The 14,292-nt window shown below is 66.2% G+C and carries 13 protein-coding genes and 1 pseudogene; all 14 read right to left on the bottom strand.

All coding sequences use genetic code 11. The features are described 5' to 3' along the window. A pseudogene (locus AC3FMM_RS31190) lies at positions 1–261 on the bottom strand (NAD(P)(+) transhydrogenase (Re/Si-specific) subunit alpha); the annotation flags it as partial. Between the two features lie 16 nt (positions 262–277). Further along, a complete protein-coding gene (locus AC3FMM_RS31185) occupies positions 278–1,057 on the bottom strand; it encodes an SDR family NAD(P)-dependent oxidoreductase (RefSeq protein ID WP_326348220.1) in 780 nt (259 codons plus the stop codon). Positions 1,058–1,085: 28 nt separating this feature from the next. Next, a complete protein-coding gene (locus AC3FMM_RS31180) occupies positions 1,086–2,162 on the bottom strand; it encodes a phosphotransferase (protein WP_488688306.1) in 1,077 nt (358 codons plus the stop codon). A gap of 14 nt (positions 2,163–2,176) precedes the next feature. Further along, positions 2,177–2,845 (bottom strand): hypothetical protein, encoded by a 669-nt coding sequence (locus tag AC3FMM_RS31175; RefSeq protein WP_488688304.1) that lies wholly within the window; start codon positions 2,843–2,845, stop codon positions 2,177–2,179. A gap of 34 nt (positions 2,846–2,879) precedes the next feature. Continuing rightward, positions 2,880–3,536 (bottom strand): c-type cytochrome, encoded by a 657-nt coding sequence (locus tag AC3FMM_RS31170; protein WP_488688302.1) that lies wholly within the window; start codon positions 3,534–3,536, stop codon positions 2,880–2,882. A 9-nt stretch (positions 3,537–3,545) separates the two neighbouring features. Beyond that, positions 3,546–5,018: a flavin monoamine oxidase family protein gene (locus AC3FMM_RS31165; protein ID WP_488688300.1), complete on the bottom strand. Its 1,473-nt coding sequence runs from the start codon at positions 5,016–5,018 to the stop codon at positions 3,546–3,548. Positions 5,019–5,022: 4 nt separating this feature from the next. Further along, positions 5,023–5,391 (bottom strand): hypothetical protein, encoded by a 369-nt coding sequence (locus AC3FMM_RS31160; protein WP_211983453.1) that lies wholly within the window; start codon positions 5,389–5,391, stop codon positions 5,023–5,025. A gap of 98 nt (positions 5,392–5,489) precedes the next feature. After that, entirely contained in the window at positions 5,490–6,779 is a 1,290-nt protein-coding gene (locus AC3FMM_RS31155; RefSeq protein WP_414248692.1) for an acyl-CoA dehydrogenase family protein, read from the bottom strand. A 162-nt stretch (positions 6,780–6,941) separates the two neighbouring features. Beyond that, on the bottom strand, positions 6,942–7,628 hold the full coding sequence (locus AC3FMM_RS31150) for a TetR/AcrR family transcriptional regulator (protein WP_414248691.1): 687 nt from the start codon (positions 7,626–7,628) through the stop codon (positions 6,942–6,944). A 168-nt stretch (positions 7,629–7,796) separates the two neighbouring features. Next, positions 7,797–9,146 (bottom strand): NAD(P)/FAD-dependent oxidoreductase, encoded by a 1,350-nt coding sequence (locus AC3FMM_RS31145; protein WP_488688297.1) that lies wholly within the window; start codon positions 9,144–9,146, stop codon positions 7,797–7,799. Positions 9,147–9,157: 11 nt separating this feature from the next. Beyond that, positions 9,158–10,399: a thiolase family protein gene (locus tag AC3FMM_RS31140; RefSeq protein WP_326348228.1), complete on the bottom strand. Its 1,242-nt coding sequence runs from the start codon at positions 10,397–10,399 to the stop codon at positions 9,158–9,160. A 25-nt stretch (positions 10,400–10,424) separates the two neighbouring features. Then, entirely contained in the window at positions 10,425–11,981 is a 1,557-nt protein-coding gene (locus tag AC3FMM_RS31135) for an AMP-binding protein (RefSeq protein WP_488688295.1), read from the bottom strand. Positions 11,982–12,085: 104 nt separating this feature from the next. Beyond that, positions 12,086–13,216, bottom strand: coding sequence for a saccharopine dehydrogenase family protein (locus tag AC3FMM_RS31130; RefSeq protein WP_326348230.1), 1,131 nt, complete (start codon positions 13,214–13,216; stop codon positions 12,086–12,088). Between the two features lie 79 nt (positions 13,217–13,295). After that, positions 13,296–14,288, bottom strand: a complete 993-nt coding sequence (locus AC3FMM_RS31125; RefSeq protein WP_488688293.1) for a WD40/YVTN/BNR-like repeat-containing protein — start codon at positions 14,286–14,288, stop codon at positions 13,296–13,298. Positions 14,289–14,292: the final 4 nt, after the last annotated feature.

Raw genomic sequence — 14,292 nt, 5'->3', positions numbered from 1 at the left:
CGCGCCGGGCTTCATCTGCGCCAGTTCGGCGGCATCGGGTGCGCGCACCTTGAGCACCATCTGTGCGCCGAGCGCGTCGGCGGCGCTGCCGATGGTGGCGCCGACCGCCTCATACGCGCTGTCGGGCTGGCTGGCGCCCAGGCCGGCGCCGGCCTGGATCACCACCTTGTGGCCCTGGGCGACGTATTTCTTGACGGTCTCCGGGGTGGCGGCGACGCGAGTCTCGCCGCGGAGTGTTTCCCGTGGAATACCAATTTGCATATTCGATTCCCTTGTCTCAGGCCAGCGTCAGCCCGCCGTCGACAAGCAGCGTCTCACCAACCATATAGGAGGCCAACGGCGAGGCCAGGAAAACGGCGACTCCGGCGATCTCGTGTGGCAAGCCCATGCGGCCCAGGGGCACGCGCGAAAGCGTTGCATCGAGCCGCGCCGGCGAAGCCGTGGTGACCTTGGTGAGCTTGGTATCGACCAGTCCCGGGGCAATGCCGTTGACGCGAATACCTTCGGCTGCCCAGGCTTCGCCCAGCGTGCGGGTCAGACCCACCACGCCTGACTTGGATGCGGCGTAGGCCGGGTTTCCGCGCACGGACCGGAAGCCCGCAATCGAGCTCAGCGTAACCAGGGAACCCTGGCTCTCGCGGAGCATTGGCCGGAACTTGACCGCGCACGCCATCACGCTGGACAGGTTGACGCTCAGCACCCGGTCAAAGGCTTCCATCTCGAACTCGGCCCGCTTGTACAGGATGGTGCCCTGTGACAGCACCAGCGCATCCAGGCGCTGGAAGGCGGGCTGCACGGCGTGGATGGCGGCCTGGTCGGAGACATCTACCTGCGCATAATGCAGACCGCAGAGGTCAGAGCCGTCGTCGGCGCTGTAGTCGGCCGCGCGGGCACGCGTGCCCCATGCGTGGACCTCTGCGCCGAGTTGCCGGAATGCCTGGGCAATGCCGTTGCCGATGCCGCTGGAGCCTCCCACCACCAGCACCGTCTTGCCGGTGAAGTCCAGGAATCCGGCAAGGCCGGGCTGCGCGATAGGGGTCGGTGTTGAATTCGCCATGATGCTGTGATGTTGGAAGAAGTGCCGGTCAGCGCGAATGCATTTGCAGATGCTTCCAGGCCATTGCCGCGACCGGCCTGGCCAGTTTCCCGGTTTCGAGCGCACGCGTGGAAGTCGCGGTGCCATCCGACGCCCGCTTCATGATGCCTTGCAGGATGCCCGCGGTGCGAAACATGCTGAAGGCGAGGTAGAAGTGCCAGTCCTGCGCAATCTTGCGTCCGGTACGTTGCTCATAGGCACGCCGATAGGCCTTCTCGTCCGGGATACCCAGGCTGGCGGCGTGAACGCCTGCCATGCCCCGGAGCGGGCCCGGTTCGATATGCCAGCTCATGCAGTGATAGCTGAAGTCCGCCATCGGATGGCCGAGGGTCGAGAGTTCCCAGTCGAGCAGCGCAAGGACACGAGGCTCGGTCGGATGGAAGATGAGGTTGTCGAGCCGGTAATCACCGTGAACGATGCAGACCTGCTCCTCCGCTTCGTGCGGGATGTGCCGGGGCAGGCATGACATCAGCGCATCCATCGCCGGAATGGACTCGGTCTGGGAAGACTTGTACTGCCTGCTCCACCGCTCGATCTGGCGGGAGAAATAGTTGCCTGGCTTGCCATAGTCGCCCAGGCCGACAGCCTTGTAGTCGACGCTGTGCAGCGCCGCGATGACCCGGTTCATCTCGTCGTAGATGGCCGCGCGCTCATGCGGGGCCATGCCGGGGAGCGCCGGGTCCCACAGCACGCGCCCTTCGACATGCTCCATGATGTAGAAGGCGCGGCCGATCACTGCCTCGTCCTCGCACATGGCATAGGTCCTCGCAACCGGCACGTCCGTACCGGCAAGCGCTGCCATCACGCGGAACTCGCGCTCGATGGCATGCGCCGATGGCAGCAGCCTTGCCCGCGGCCCGGGCCTGGCACGCATGACATAGGTCTGATCCGGCGTGACCAGCTTGAAGGTGGGATTGGACTGGCCGCCGTTGAACTGCTCGATCGCCAGCGGGCCGGCGAAGCCCTCCACGTGCTGCGTCATCCAGTCCTGCAGTGCAGCGGGATCGAAGCCGATGGCTTCGGTCACCGGGCGCGTGCCGGCGAACGCGGAGAAGTCCATGCTCATGGGAGTCGCCGGGTTCATGGTGCCGCCAGCATCGACGACAGCGATGCCTCGTTCTTCTCCGCGCGCTCCAGCGCACCATAGGCGTAATACATCACGACGCACATGAGCGACCACGCCAGGCACGCGAGCACATAGAAGATGGCCTGCTCGTCATCGCCGGGGATCTTGTAAAAGTCGTAGATGGTGGCGACGGCCTGAGACGTCAGCAGGACTACGAGCACGCCGAGTGCAAGCAGACCCTCCCCGGCGCTCAGCAATCTCCAGGCAAAGTAGGCGAGGTACACCGAGAATGCGGACCACATCGCTACGTAGAAGTACGGCCGGGGCTGCGCCATGAAATCGGCCGACACCAGGACCCCCGTTGCCGCGATAGCGGCGGCAAAGAACAGGACATCCGACAGGATGGACGGCTTGTAGCGATGCGTGACGGCCATCAGTCCGGCAGTGGCGATCACCGGAATACCGAAGCCCCGGGAGAACGCGTCCAGGAAGTATGAGATGCGATAGGAGAATTCCACACCGCCCAGGAAATAGAGCAGGAAGTTCGATGCCGAGAACGTCACGACCAGCCACTCGAACCCGAGAAGATAGTTGCGCTTGCCCAGAAACTTCAGGCCGAAGATCAAGGACGTTGCCACCAGAGTGGCGATCGAAAGGCAGAGAATGTAGAAGCTGAGTTCCATTACGACTCCAGGTATATGTTTTCGGGCAGCTTCGTCACTTCCGCGGGGCGAGGCTGGCGAGGTAGCTCGCCATCGCCTTGCGGTCCTGCGCTGAAGCCGCCATGGCAATGCGTTTCATCATTCCGGTCGGATCGCCGCGCGTGCCGTCGGCGAACGCGTCGAACTGCGCAAGCAGGTAGTCATAACCCTGGCCGGCAAGGCGCGGAAACTGGTCGCGCCCCATCAACTGGCCGCCGTGGCAAGCGATGCAGTTGCCCGATGCCACCAGTTGCCTGCCCCGCTCCCGCAACACGGCATCCGGCGTGAAAGTCCGGTTGGCGACGGCCAGTTGCCTGGCAAAGTGATCGGCCAGATGGTTGATCTCGGTCTCGCTCATGGTCATCGCCAGCGGGCCCATGGTAGGGTTGTGCCGCTCGCCGCTTGCGAACTTCTGGAGCTGGGCCGCCACGTACGGGGCCGGCTGGCTTGCCAGGCTCGGATAACCCTGATGCATCGAATTGCCCCTGACGCCGTGGCACCCGATGCAAGCGTCCGTCACGTGAGGCCAGGGTCCGCTATTGGTCTCGTAGGCCGCCGCGGACGCGGAGATGTAGCGGTCAAGCCGATAGAGTCCGAGGAGGTCGGGCCCCAACCAGGCCAGCAGTCCGGCAATGATGGCGCCGGCGGCGCCCAGCAATATCCGTTTCGTCATCCCTGCCTCCTACGCGCGACGCAGCGCGTTGAGCGCCTGGAGCGCGGCGTGGTGACCCGATCGCACGGCGCCGTCCATGTAGCCGGCCCAGATCTCGGCCGTCTCGGTGCCGGACCAGATCAGCTTCCCGCACGGTGGGCGCAAGGCCTCGCCGTGGGTGCTCCAGAAGCCCGGCGGGATCGCGGAAACGCAGGTGATCGTCCATGGATCAGCGCGGCCCCAGTCGTGATCGTGATATGACACCGGGGACAGCGCTTCGCGGCCAAAGGCACGGGCGTACAGCGCCGTCAGGAATTGCTGCGCGGCCTTGGGTTCCGACGGGACCTGCGCGTTCGAGATAAAGGCGTTGATGACGCCGATCTCCCCGCCTGGCGGAGAGTTGTCGAAAGCCCACAGGATGGGCCCGTTCACCTGGAAGATATGTCCGTTCAAGCCCTTGTCGCGCCAGAACGGCCGGGAATAGACCATGGCCGTCTTCCGCGCCGGCGAGTGGGCGGGCCAGGCACGCTGCAGGGCGGCACGCTTTGCCGGCAGCGGGGGATCGAACCGGATCTGCTGGCACAAGGGTGGGCTCAGGGCCATGATGACCTGCCGGGCGCGCATCTCGCCATGGTCCGTGTGCAGCGTGACGACGTCGCGGTCCCATCCGGAGATGCGTCGCACCGGGCTCGACAGTCGCACCTTCCCGCCCAACGCCTGCGCAATCCGGTTGCTCAGTACCTGCGAACCGCCGACGAAGCGCGTTTCCTGCGCGCTATGCTTGATGCTGTCGAGCTGCATGTAGTCGCAGGCAGCCGAATTGATCATCGAGAGGAAATGCAGCAGTCCCATCTTGGCCGGCATCACGCCGCCGGAGAGCGCGATGCTCGCATTCCAGCCGGTGCGGTCCTCCGGCTTGATGTTCTGTCGCGCCAGCCAGTCGCCGACCGAGAGCTTGTCCAGTTCGGCTGCCTTCGGTGACTTCCATGGCGCGCCGGCGGGAACTTCGCGCGAGAGCTCGCTGAGCTTGCTCCCGATCGCCTCGTCACTGCCGAACGTGCCCTTGAGGTCCATCTCCAGGCGGCCGTCGCCGCCGAGAATGACGGTGTTGCCCTTGTAGAAGCTCGGGAACGTGCCGACGTCCAGTTCACGCGCAAGGTCGGCCACGGCGGTCTGGCCAGGGCCGATCCACTGGCCGCCGACCTCGGACACTTGCCCGGAACCCACGTCGCAGTTCAGCGTCCGCCCGCCAACGCGATCACGCGCTTCGAGCACGACCAATGACTCGCAGCCGGCATGGCTCAGGTCCCGTGCCGCCGTCAGGCCCGCCAGGCCCGCGCCGACAATGACGACGTCGAGGACGTCCCCCGGCTTGCCGGCATGCGCCGGCCCAGGGCTCAGGCTGCCCATACTGCCTACCGCAGTCGAGATGCCAGCCAGCTTGAGCAGCTGCCTGCGCTGCGTGTTGATTGAAGGCTTCACCATGTTGTTTCGCAGTTTCATTGCCTCACTGCGGGTCGAGCGCAAACCTGCGCGCGCCCTTCCCGCTTCTCATGCTTCTGTGCCGGACCGCCCAGACCAGTCCGCGCAGCGCCTGCTGGTCAGCCTGTTGCACGGCTGCCGTACATTGCTCCAGGACCTCTGGTTCCGGGAACAACATCAGTTCTGCCGCGCTCCCGAGCACCAGCGCGATCTCGAACGGCGAGCCCGCCGCGAGCGCGTGGCGCAGGAGGGTCGACAAGAGGCGTTCGATGCCGGCGCCGTTTGCCGCATCCACGCGAATGCGCGCCACCGAGGCGCGGATCCGGTGGAGCAGCTCGCTGGAGCCGGGCTGCTGCCCCCATGCGGCAGCGCTCGCGCTGGAACATGTCGTCATGACTGCTTCTCACTGCAAAGGGCTGCTTTGTCCGTTGCGCTGCGCCGGCCGCCGCGACGGCCGGTGTCTGGCGCATGGCCGGACGCATGCCGATACGCTTACTCGCGCGCCCAACCATTCTGGTAAAGCCGCCCGGCCAGCACCCCCAGGCGCGAGGCGAGCACGTAGTTCTCGCCGTCCTCGATCAGTGCGGAGCGCACATCGCGGAAGAGCTTCTCGATCGGGAACTCGCGCGTGGTGCCGTTGGCACCGAAGAGCTGGAAGGCCTCGTGCGTGATCTTCATCGCCTCTTCGGTCACGCTGACCTTGGCTTGCGCGGTCGCATAGGGATGGCTCTGCGGCGACAAGCGCGCGAATGCCAGGCTGCGGCGCGCGATGGCACGCGCCATCTCCAGCCGGCGCAGCATCTCGCCGACGCGCAAGTGGGTCATCTGGTGGTCCATCAGCAGCGCTCCACCCTGCTTGCGTTCGTGGCAATAGGCCAGCGCCAGCTCGAAGGCCGCACGCGCCACGCCGACGAAGACCTGGCACATGTGGGTGCCCGCGAACGACCAGGTCGAGGCCAGGTTGCCAAGGTAGTCGTCCTTCAGCGCAATGGCGAAGCGCTTTGGCACCCTGACGTTGTCGAAATAGATCTCCCCCTGGGGCAGGGAACGCTGGCCGATCTTGTCCAGCGGCTTGCCGCGCGAGATTCCTGGCAGGTCGAGCGGCAGGATCAGGCCAAGGCCGTTGGTGAACCCGCCCTGCTCCCCAGTGCCATGGAAGCCCTCGCCGTAGTCCGCCGCCATGTAGGCCAGCGCGACCTGCGCCACCGATCCGTTCGACACCCAGGCCGAGCTCTGGCCGTTGATGACGATCTCATCGGCACCGACCTTTGCGGTGACGTTGCCCACCGGCTGCTTGCCGCCGGCGCTCAGTTCCTCGCGGTACAGGATCGCGGCATCGGAACCGCGGTCGGGCTGTGTATTCATCCAGCAGCCGATCTTGCCCGCACACATCTCGACCAGTTCCTGGTTGCCGAGCGATTGCGCCATCGTCAGCGGCATGGTCGCCGCGCCCAGCGAGACGGCCAGGCCGGCATCGCCCCACCCGAGCTCCTCACCGATCAGCGATTCGATGCGAACGGCAACCTCAGGCGGAAACTGCGCGATCAGCTGCGGGTCGAGCCCCAGCTTCGCGCTTTCCATCATCGCCGCCCAATACGGCGACCCTGGGGCGATGACCTCCTCCGGCGTCATGCGGTCAAGCTCGCGGCCAACCGGCCGCAGTACCTCGCGAGCGAAACGATGAACGGTCTGCTGGATCGCGTTCTCCTCTTCGCTCAACGGCGTCTCGAATCCGGTCAGGCCGACTGCGGGCAGGGCCGTGGTCTGGTTCAGGCGAATCATCTCTGTCTCCTTTGTTCGTGGACAAACCGGGCGGCTGTCGGGACCAGTCGCTCATTTATTAGAACACTATACAAAACATAGGTCATGTTGCCAAACATACAAGCATAAAAAAAGACAGGGTAATCCCTGTCTTTCCGCATCCGGGCACCGACGTTGTGACGCCTAGCCGGCCTCTTCGGTCGACCGCTCGCCCAGCACGAGATGATTGACGGTGGCACGAAAGGCCTTGTTGAGGCCGCCGTGGTACGCACGCTTGCGTCGTCCCGCACCGAGCTGCAGGGCGAGTCCATCGGCCATGGCGATCAGCAGCGAGGCGACATGCAGACTTTCTGCCGTCTTCAGTTCAGGATTCACGGCTCGCGCCAGTTCAGCAATGCCGCGCGTGAGCGTGTCATACCACTCGTCGAACATGCGCGCACACTCGGGATCGGTGGAGGCCAGCGAAACGAAGTGCCACCACAACGCCGACTCCTTGTGGCTGCTGGCGTCTGTGAGCGCCTTATCCAGCAGCGTGTCGAGCGCCTCCCGCGGTGCCATGCGGCTGTCCAGCGCGCGCTTCAGGTCTTCGAGGTAGGCGTCGATGATCGGCGCCATGATGGCGCGCAGCACGGCCTGCCTGGTCGGGAAGTAGTACTGGAGGTTGCTGATGCTGATACCGGCGCCAAGGGCCACGGCGCGCAGCGAGAATTCCAGGCTGCCGCCTTCGAGCAGCAGCTTCCGCGCGACGCGGATGATGGCATTGCGCGTGCGCAGGCCCTGGGCCCGCAGTCCTTCGGGGTCTGCTCCGGTGGACGCTGCGGTCGTGGTGCGCCGCTTCCTGGTGGTGCGCGGTTCCGTAGGCACGGTCATCTCTTCTGCCTTGAATCAGGGCCTTTCGGCACTGGGGAAAGGATCGCGCCAGCGGGTCGCTGGGCGGGCGTCATTATAGCTGACGCCCGTCGGCGCGCATGGCGCCAGAGTCGCTTCGGCGGCGGGTCCCTCCTTGAAGATAGCAGTGAAATGGCATGCTGCCGCACCTTACCGGCGCGCGGCGTCCCTCGCCTTGCGGTTCACCCGGTGGTCCAGCCTGTTGGCCACGCCCAGCGCGGCATTGACCGCGCACCACTGCAGCGGTTCGGGCAGCGTCAGCGGCGTCTTGTGGCGCAACGCCGCAAGCAGCGGATTTTCCACGCCGCAGATCCGCTCGGCCAGCAGCAGCCCCATCAGCGACTGGGTGCCGACGCCATGCCCCGAACAACCGGCGGCATAGAGGACGTTGCGCTGTGCGCCGGCTTCGCCGACCACTGGCAGCGCGTCGTAGGCGAAACTGATATAGCCGCTCCAGCATGACCGGATGGCCAGGTCCCCCAGCATCGGGAAGCGCTGGTGCAGCCCGTTCGCCAGCGCCCGATAGGCTGCCTCGTCCGGCACATTCGGCGTCTGCCTGCCGTAGACGTAGTGCAGCCGCTTCGTCGTTGTCACAAGCGTGTTGCGCGCGGTCAGGCGATGGCTTTCCATGGTCCAGTGCGCCGTCACGATGCCTTCGCGCCGTGGCCAGCCGAGCGACGCCAGTTGTGCCGCAGACAGCGGCTCGGTCTCGAGCGCCGACACCCGCAGCGGGATCACCTTGTTGCCCAGCAGGCCAAGCTGCGGCGTATAGGCATTGGTGGCAAGCACCAGGAATGGCGCGTGCGCGCGGCCCCGTTCGGTCTGCACCGTGACGGTTGGGCCGTCGGCCCAGGACAGCACCTTCGTGTTCTCGCAGATCCTCACCCCGGCACGCAGCGCCGCGCGCCGCAAGCCCATGACATATTTGCCCGGATCGAGCGTGCCACCGCCTGGCAGGTAGCAACCGAACAGGAATGCCGGCGGTATGCCGCGCGCGCGCATCGCGGCGTAATCAAGGAACTCCCCCGGCGAGCCGAGTGCCACGCCGGTCCGCAGGCTCTTGCGCAGCTTCTTCTCCTGCGAAGGATGAACCCCCGCACGGATAATGCCCGAGGCGTTGTAGTCGCAATCGATCCCGAGCTCGGCAAGCTTCCGCTCCACGTAATCCACGCCGTCATCGTAGAAGCGGATGATCTGCTTCGCCTGCGCGTGACCCACGCGCCTGAGGAACAGATCGTACTCTAGCCCTTGCCCGCCCGCGAGATAGCCCGCGTTGCGACCGCTTGCGCCAAATCCGGCGAACTCGCGCTCGAGGACGATCACTTTTGCGCCGCGCGCGGCCAGCTCCAGCGCGGTGGAGAGGCCGGCAAAGCCGGCGCCGACAACGATCACGTCCGCGGCCGCCTCGCCCTCCAGTTCCGGCTGCTGGTCATCCGGCGCCTCCACCCAGCCGCCGAGCGGGCGATACACCTGCCTGCCCTGCCTGTCGAACCCAGCCATGCCTGTCTCCTTCAATCCTTGCGCAGAATATGGATGGCGAGCGCCGCTTCCTCGACGCCCTGCAAGCCCCCGCCGTTCTCCTGGATCGCGTGACGCGCGCCCTGCACCTGCCGCACGCCGGCTTCCCCGCGCAACTGGGTGACCAGTTCATAGAGCTGGCCAATGCCGGTCGCGCCCAAGGGATGACCCTTGGATTCGAGCCCGCCCGAGGTGTTGATGGGGATCCGTCCGCCCAGCGTGAACTCGCCGCGCTCGGCAGCCGGCCCGCCCTCGCCGATTGGCACCAGGCCGAGGTTCTCGGCCTGGATGATTTCACCCATCGCCGAGGCGTCATGGACTTCCGCGACGTGCATGTCCTGCGGGCCCAGGCCGGCCTGTTCATACGCCTGGCGCGCGGCCAGGTAGCCGATGTTGCGTTCCGGCGCATCGATGGGCCGGTGCGTGAAGCTGCGGATCACGCTCGCCGCAACCCGGATGCATCGGCCGCGGTCCGCGCCGATGCGCCGCAGGCCTGCCTCGGTGCAAAGAATGGCGGCCGCCGCGCCGTCCGAGACCGGCGCGCACATCGGCAGCGTGATCGGATACGTGATCGGCGGCGCGGCAAGCACCTCGTCGAGCGTGAACGGCCGGCGGAACTGCGAGTGCGGGTTATGCACCGAATGCCCATGGTTCTTCGCCGACACAGCCGCGATCTGGCGCTGTGTGGTGCCGTAGGTCTTCATGTGATACCGGCACAGCGCGGCATAGATCTTCATGAAACGGCTGTAGGGCTTGTCGGACTCCGATCCGGGCGGTGGCTCGATCCCTTCGCCCAGCCGTGCCAGCGTCGCGAAATTCTCCTCGACCCTGGACACGTCCCACCCCCCTTCGAACAGCGCAAATGACCTGGCCTTGTCCGGAACGTTCATCTTCTCGGCGCCGATGGCCAGCGCCACGTCGCACGCTCCGGCCCTGAGGTGCTGCACCGCCAGGTGAACGGCGGTGCTGCCCGAGGCGCAGGCGTTCTCGACGTTGAACACCGGAATGCCCTCGACCCCGGTCTTGCTGAAGACAACTTGTCCGGGGACCGACAACTGGCCCTGCAGCGCGCCATTGGTGATGCCGGAGTAGAACGCCGCGCCAACGGCGCCGGCGGTGCAGCCGGCGTCCGCCAGCGCGCCGCGCAGCGCCTCGCCGGCAAGGTCCTCGATGCTGCGCTCGGGATGCCGGCCGAATACGGTCATGGCGATGCCGGCGATGTAGATATTGCTCATAGCTTGTCGTTCCCCGAAAACCCGATCAGATCTTGCGTTGCAGGCCTTGCCAGTATTGCTCGCGCAGGTCTTTCTTCAGGACTTTGCCGACCGGGCTGCGCGGCAGCGCGGCGACGAAATCCACGCTCTTGGGCGCCTTCACCGAGCCTAGCTTCTGCTTGCACAGGCCGACCAGTTCGTCCGCACTGACGCTATGGCCCGCGTTCAGTTCCACCACCGCCTTCACCGCCTCGCCCCACGTCTCGTCGGGCACGCCGATCACCGCGCAGTCCTGCACCGCCGGATGCGCCCAGATGACCTGTTCGACTTCGCTGGGATACACGTTGAAGCCACCGCTGATGATCATGTCCTTCTTGCGGTCGGTGATATGCAGATAGCCGTCCGCGTCGAGATGGCCGATGTCGCCGGTGTGCAGCCAGCCGTCGACAATGGTCTCGGCCGTCTTGTCGGGCGCCTTGTAGTAACCCTTCATGACGAGGTCCCCGCGCACGCAGATCTCGCCGCTCTCGCCCTGGGGCAGCACCTCGCCACGGTCGTTCAGGATCTCTACGCGAATCAGCGGGTTCGGCCGGCCCACCGAGGACAGCCGCTCGTCCGATGCCAGCCGTCCCCCGACGAAATGCTCGGCCGGTGTCAGGTAGGAGATCGACGCCGGCGCCTCGGTCTGGCCGTAGCCGCCCGCCATGACCGGGCCAAACACTTCGAGCGCGCGCTTGAGCTTCTCGACCGACATCGGCGCGGCGCCATAAAGGAAGCACTTGAGCGAGGAGAAGTCCTGCTTCGAGATGCCGGGGATGTCGAGCAGACGATAGATGACCGTGGGCGGCAGGAAGAACTCCGTCACCCGGTGCCGCGCAATCGCGCCCAGCACGGCCGCGGGATCGGGCTTGGGCAGGACCACCACGGTGCCGCCCCGAGCGGTGCAAGGCAGCGACAGCATCCCGGCCGTATGCGTCATCGGCGCGGCGGCGAGGTTCACGGGGCGTTCCTCGCCCTGGTAGGGGAACGCCGTCATGAACTGCGCGAAATAGGTCTGGTAGGCGCGGTGCGTGTTCATCACGCCCTTGGGCCGGCCCGTGGTGCCGCCCGTGGCCGACAGGGTCGCGACATCGTCCATGTCGTAGTCGACCACCGGTGCGCTCGACGGCTGGCCCGCGCTCCACGTTGCGAGGGACGGCGCCCACGGCAGGTCGGCGTCGATGCACACCCAGAGCTTCACCTTCGGCAGCCCGCCACGCAACGCATCGATCACCGATGCGAACGCCTGCTGGAAGAACAGCACCTCGCAGTCGAAGGCGTCGAGGATGAACTGGTTCTCGTCGGGCGCATTGCGCCCGTTGACGGGGATATACGCCATCCCCGCGCGCCATAGCCCCAGCGCACAGCCCCAGGCCGTGACATCGTTGTCCGCCCAGACCGCGCCCTTGGTCTCCCTGGCGAGTCCTTCAGCGAGCAGCCCGTTGGCGATGCGGCACGACAGTTCGCCGATCTCCCGGAACGTAAAGCTGCGCTCGTCCTGGATATAGGCGATGCCGTGCGGATTGATGCGCAGGCCGCGGTCAAAAAAATCAATGATTGCCATGTCAGGCGTTCCTTACTCTCAGCGTGTTCTGACGAATTCTGTGAAACTAATCTGCGCAGCTATTCCCCGCCCTGAGGCGGGCAAGGAATAGCCGGACCGGCGAGTTAAAGGCTGGTCACCGTGGCGCGGGCCAGTCCGCGCTGCTCGAGGAAGCCGAGCAGGTACCGATGGCCGAAGGCCTTCGAGCCCGAGGCAAAGCCGACGCGTGCCGTGTCGCCGTCAAGCAGCTTGATGACCTCGGCCGCCTGGATCGCACCGGTGGCGATGTAGGGCGTGATGCCGTGCACGGTCGCGCGCACCGATGCGAGCTGGCCGCGACCGATGGCAAAGTCCACCGTGCGCTGCAGCGTGGTGCGTTCGCGCGGCGGCATGGCCGGCGTGGTCGAATCGACCAGCTGCTTGAGTACTGCGTCCTGCTGCTCGGGCGAGAGGTGCTTGTATTCGGACTCCCACTTTTGTCCGATCGCATGCACCATGCGCATGGCGTTGTTGTCATAGAACCCCACGCAGGACGTACAGCTGCGCACGCGCGGATCGTGCTCGAAGTAGACCGGCAGCGAGGTGCCGCCCCACGGCAGGCAGAACACCGGCTGCATGAACGCCGGGTCGACGATGTTGAACGATGCATCCGGCGCATGGCGTTCCAGCTTCTTCTCCCACAGGAAGCACGCTTCCTGGCGGTAGCCTTCGAAGATGGTCGCGGTCGAGCCGACGCTGACGCCGGCGCCGCCGCGCGGGCCGCGGCACAGCGCAGCGGTCTCGAGCGCGTCAACGCCCGGCGTCTCCAGCGCGAGTTCCGCCGCGATCTCCGAGAACGTATACATGTACGCGTTCGACGGGGACACCAGCAGCCCGGCCTGGCGATACTGCTCGCCGAACTCGTCGCGAACCTGGCGGATGTAGTGCTGCTCGCCGGCCGGGTCGAGGTAGTGGCATCCGGCCTTGAGCGCCGCCTCGACGGCTACCATGCCGAAGCGGAAGAACGGCCCGACGGTGCTGCACACCACCCTGGCGCCGCGGAAGGCCTTGGTGAGCGAGTCGACGTCGTGTTCCGCCTCGATGATCTCGTACTCCGCCGCTTCGAGGCGGACGACGCGCTGCGCCATCATTTCCTTGGTCCGGGCTGCATTGCGCGCGACGGCGGTGAAGGGAATGTTCTGGTCGATCAGCCAGTCCATGATCAGCATGCCGGTGTAGCCGCTTGCGCCATAGATGACGACGGGGTGCTTTGCCATGATTGTCTCCTTGAGAGTATGGGCAGGTTGGTTCTGCTCGGTGAATGAAGGTGTTGCAGTGCCGCGTGTGCGCGAAGGTCTATCGCTGCGCCGGGCCGGACGCCACCAACGGGCCGGTCATCGACACCGGCAGCGCGCGCGCGCCGTCAGCAAGCACCGCTGTCAGCGCCTCTTGCCCGGCGCGCTCCGAGCGCGCGAAGGTCTTGCCGTGGTCCGTGCTCGCGAGCACGGTGCCGCCCATGCCGACGATGGTCACGCTGCCGTCGGCGAGCTCCGCGATGCCGGTCAGCGACTGGGTGGTATGCGCGTCGACGGCTTGCCACGTCTTGCCGTCGTCGCTGCTGCGATAGAGGTGGCCGCGCATGCCGCAGACGAGCAGCGTGCCGTCCGAAAGCGCAAGGCCGTGCCAGAGCGAGCCCTTGCCTGCAGTGGTCGTCGGTTCCCATGACTTGCCCCGGTCGGTCGAGCGGTGAATCGTCCCGCCCTCGCCGACGACGAACAGCGAGCCGCGGGCGGTAGCGAATATGTGCAGCAGATGCCGGTCGGCACTTTCGCCTGACGCGATCGCCAGGTCGGTCCAGGTCCGGCCTGCGTCGTGTGTCTCGATCGCCCAACCGTACAGGCCCACGGCGATGCCATGCCCGAGGCTGTCGAAGTGCATCGCCAGGATCGGCTGCTCGACGCCGGGCGTAGCGCGCAGCAAGCTCCAGGTCTCGCCCCCGTCCTGCGTCGCCAGCACCACGCCATCGTGGCCCGCCGCATAGCCGTGGCGGGCGTCGACGAACTGGACCGTGGTCAGCAGCGTACGGACCGGGACGGCTTTCGCCTGCCGGAAGCTGACGCCGTCATCCGAAAGCAGGATCACGCCGTGGTCGCCGACCGCGACAAGGCGCTTCCCGGCGCGCGCGGCCGCCAGCAGTGGCGCGGCGGCCGCGTTCGAAACCTGGCGGGCCGGTTCCATGGTCGGCCAGGGCGCGGCCGTGGTTCCGGCCGCGGTCGCGGGCAACGACAGGCCCGCCATCAGCGCAGCAAAGGGCAGGTATCGGAGCGGGCTCATAAAAAGGTGGCTCATCGTT

Source organism: Cupriavidus sp. 207A1, from assembly GCF_057798955.1.
Note: the sequence above shows the minus strand (reverse complement) of the source record. Positions and strands in the feature narration are given on the sequence as shown.

Coding starts and splice junctions, on each gene's coding strand:
- AC3FMM_RS31185 (WP_326348220.1), bottom strand. CDS start 1,057: ATGGCGAATTCAACACCGACCCCTATCGCGCAGCCCGGCCTTGCCGGA.
- AC3FMM_RS31180 (WP_488688306.1), bottom strand. CDS start 2,162: ATGAGCATGGACTTCTCCGCGTTCGCCGGCACGCGCCCGGTGACCGAA.
- AC3FMM_RS31175 (WP_488688304.1), bottom strand. CDS start 2,845: ATGGAACTCAGCTTCTACATTCTCTGCCTTTCGATCGCCACTCTGGTG.
- AC3FMM_RS31170 (WP_488688302.1), bottom strand. CDS start 3,536: ATGACGAAACGGATATTGCTGGGCGCCGCCGGCGCCATCATTGCCGGA.
- AC3FMM_RS31165 (WP_488688300.1), bottom strand. CDS start 5,018: ATGAAACTGCGAAACAACATGGTGAAGCCTTCAATCAACACGCAGCGC.
- AC3FMM_RS31160 (WP_211983453.1), bottom strand. CDS start 5,391: ATGACGACATGTTCCAGCGCGAGCGCTGCCGCATGGGGGCAGCAGCCC.
- AC3FMM_RS31155 (WP_414248692.1), bottom strand. CDS start 6,779: ATGATTCGCCTGAACCAGACCACGGCCCTGCCCGCAGTCGGCCTGACC.
- AC3FMM_RS31150 (WP_414248691.1), bottom strand. CDS start 7,628: ATGACCGTGCCTACGGAACCGCGCACCACCAGGAAGCGGCGCACCACG.
- AC3FMM_RS31145 (WP_488688297.1), bottom strand. CDS start 9,146: ATGGCTGGGTTCGACAGGCAGGGCAGGCAGGTGTATCGCCCGCTCGGC.
- AC3FMM_RS31140 (WP_326348228.1), bottom strand. CDS start 10,399: ATGAGCAATATCTACATCGCCGGCATCGCCATGACCGTATTCGGCCGG.
- AC3FMM_RS31135 (WP_488688295.1), bottom strand. CDS start 11,981: ATGGCAATCATTGATTTTTTTGACCGCGGCCTGCGCATCAATCCGCAC.
- AC3FMM_RS31130 (WP_326348230.1), bottom strand. CDS start 13,216: ATGGCAAAGCACCCCGTCGTCATCTATGGCGCAAGCGGCTACACCGGC.
- AC3FMM_RS31125 (WP_488688293.1), bottom strand. CDS start 14,288: ATGAGCCACCTTTTTATGAGCCCGCTCCGATACCTGCCCTTTGCTGCG.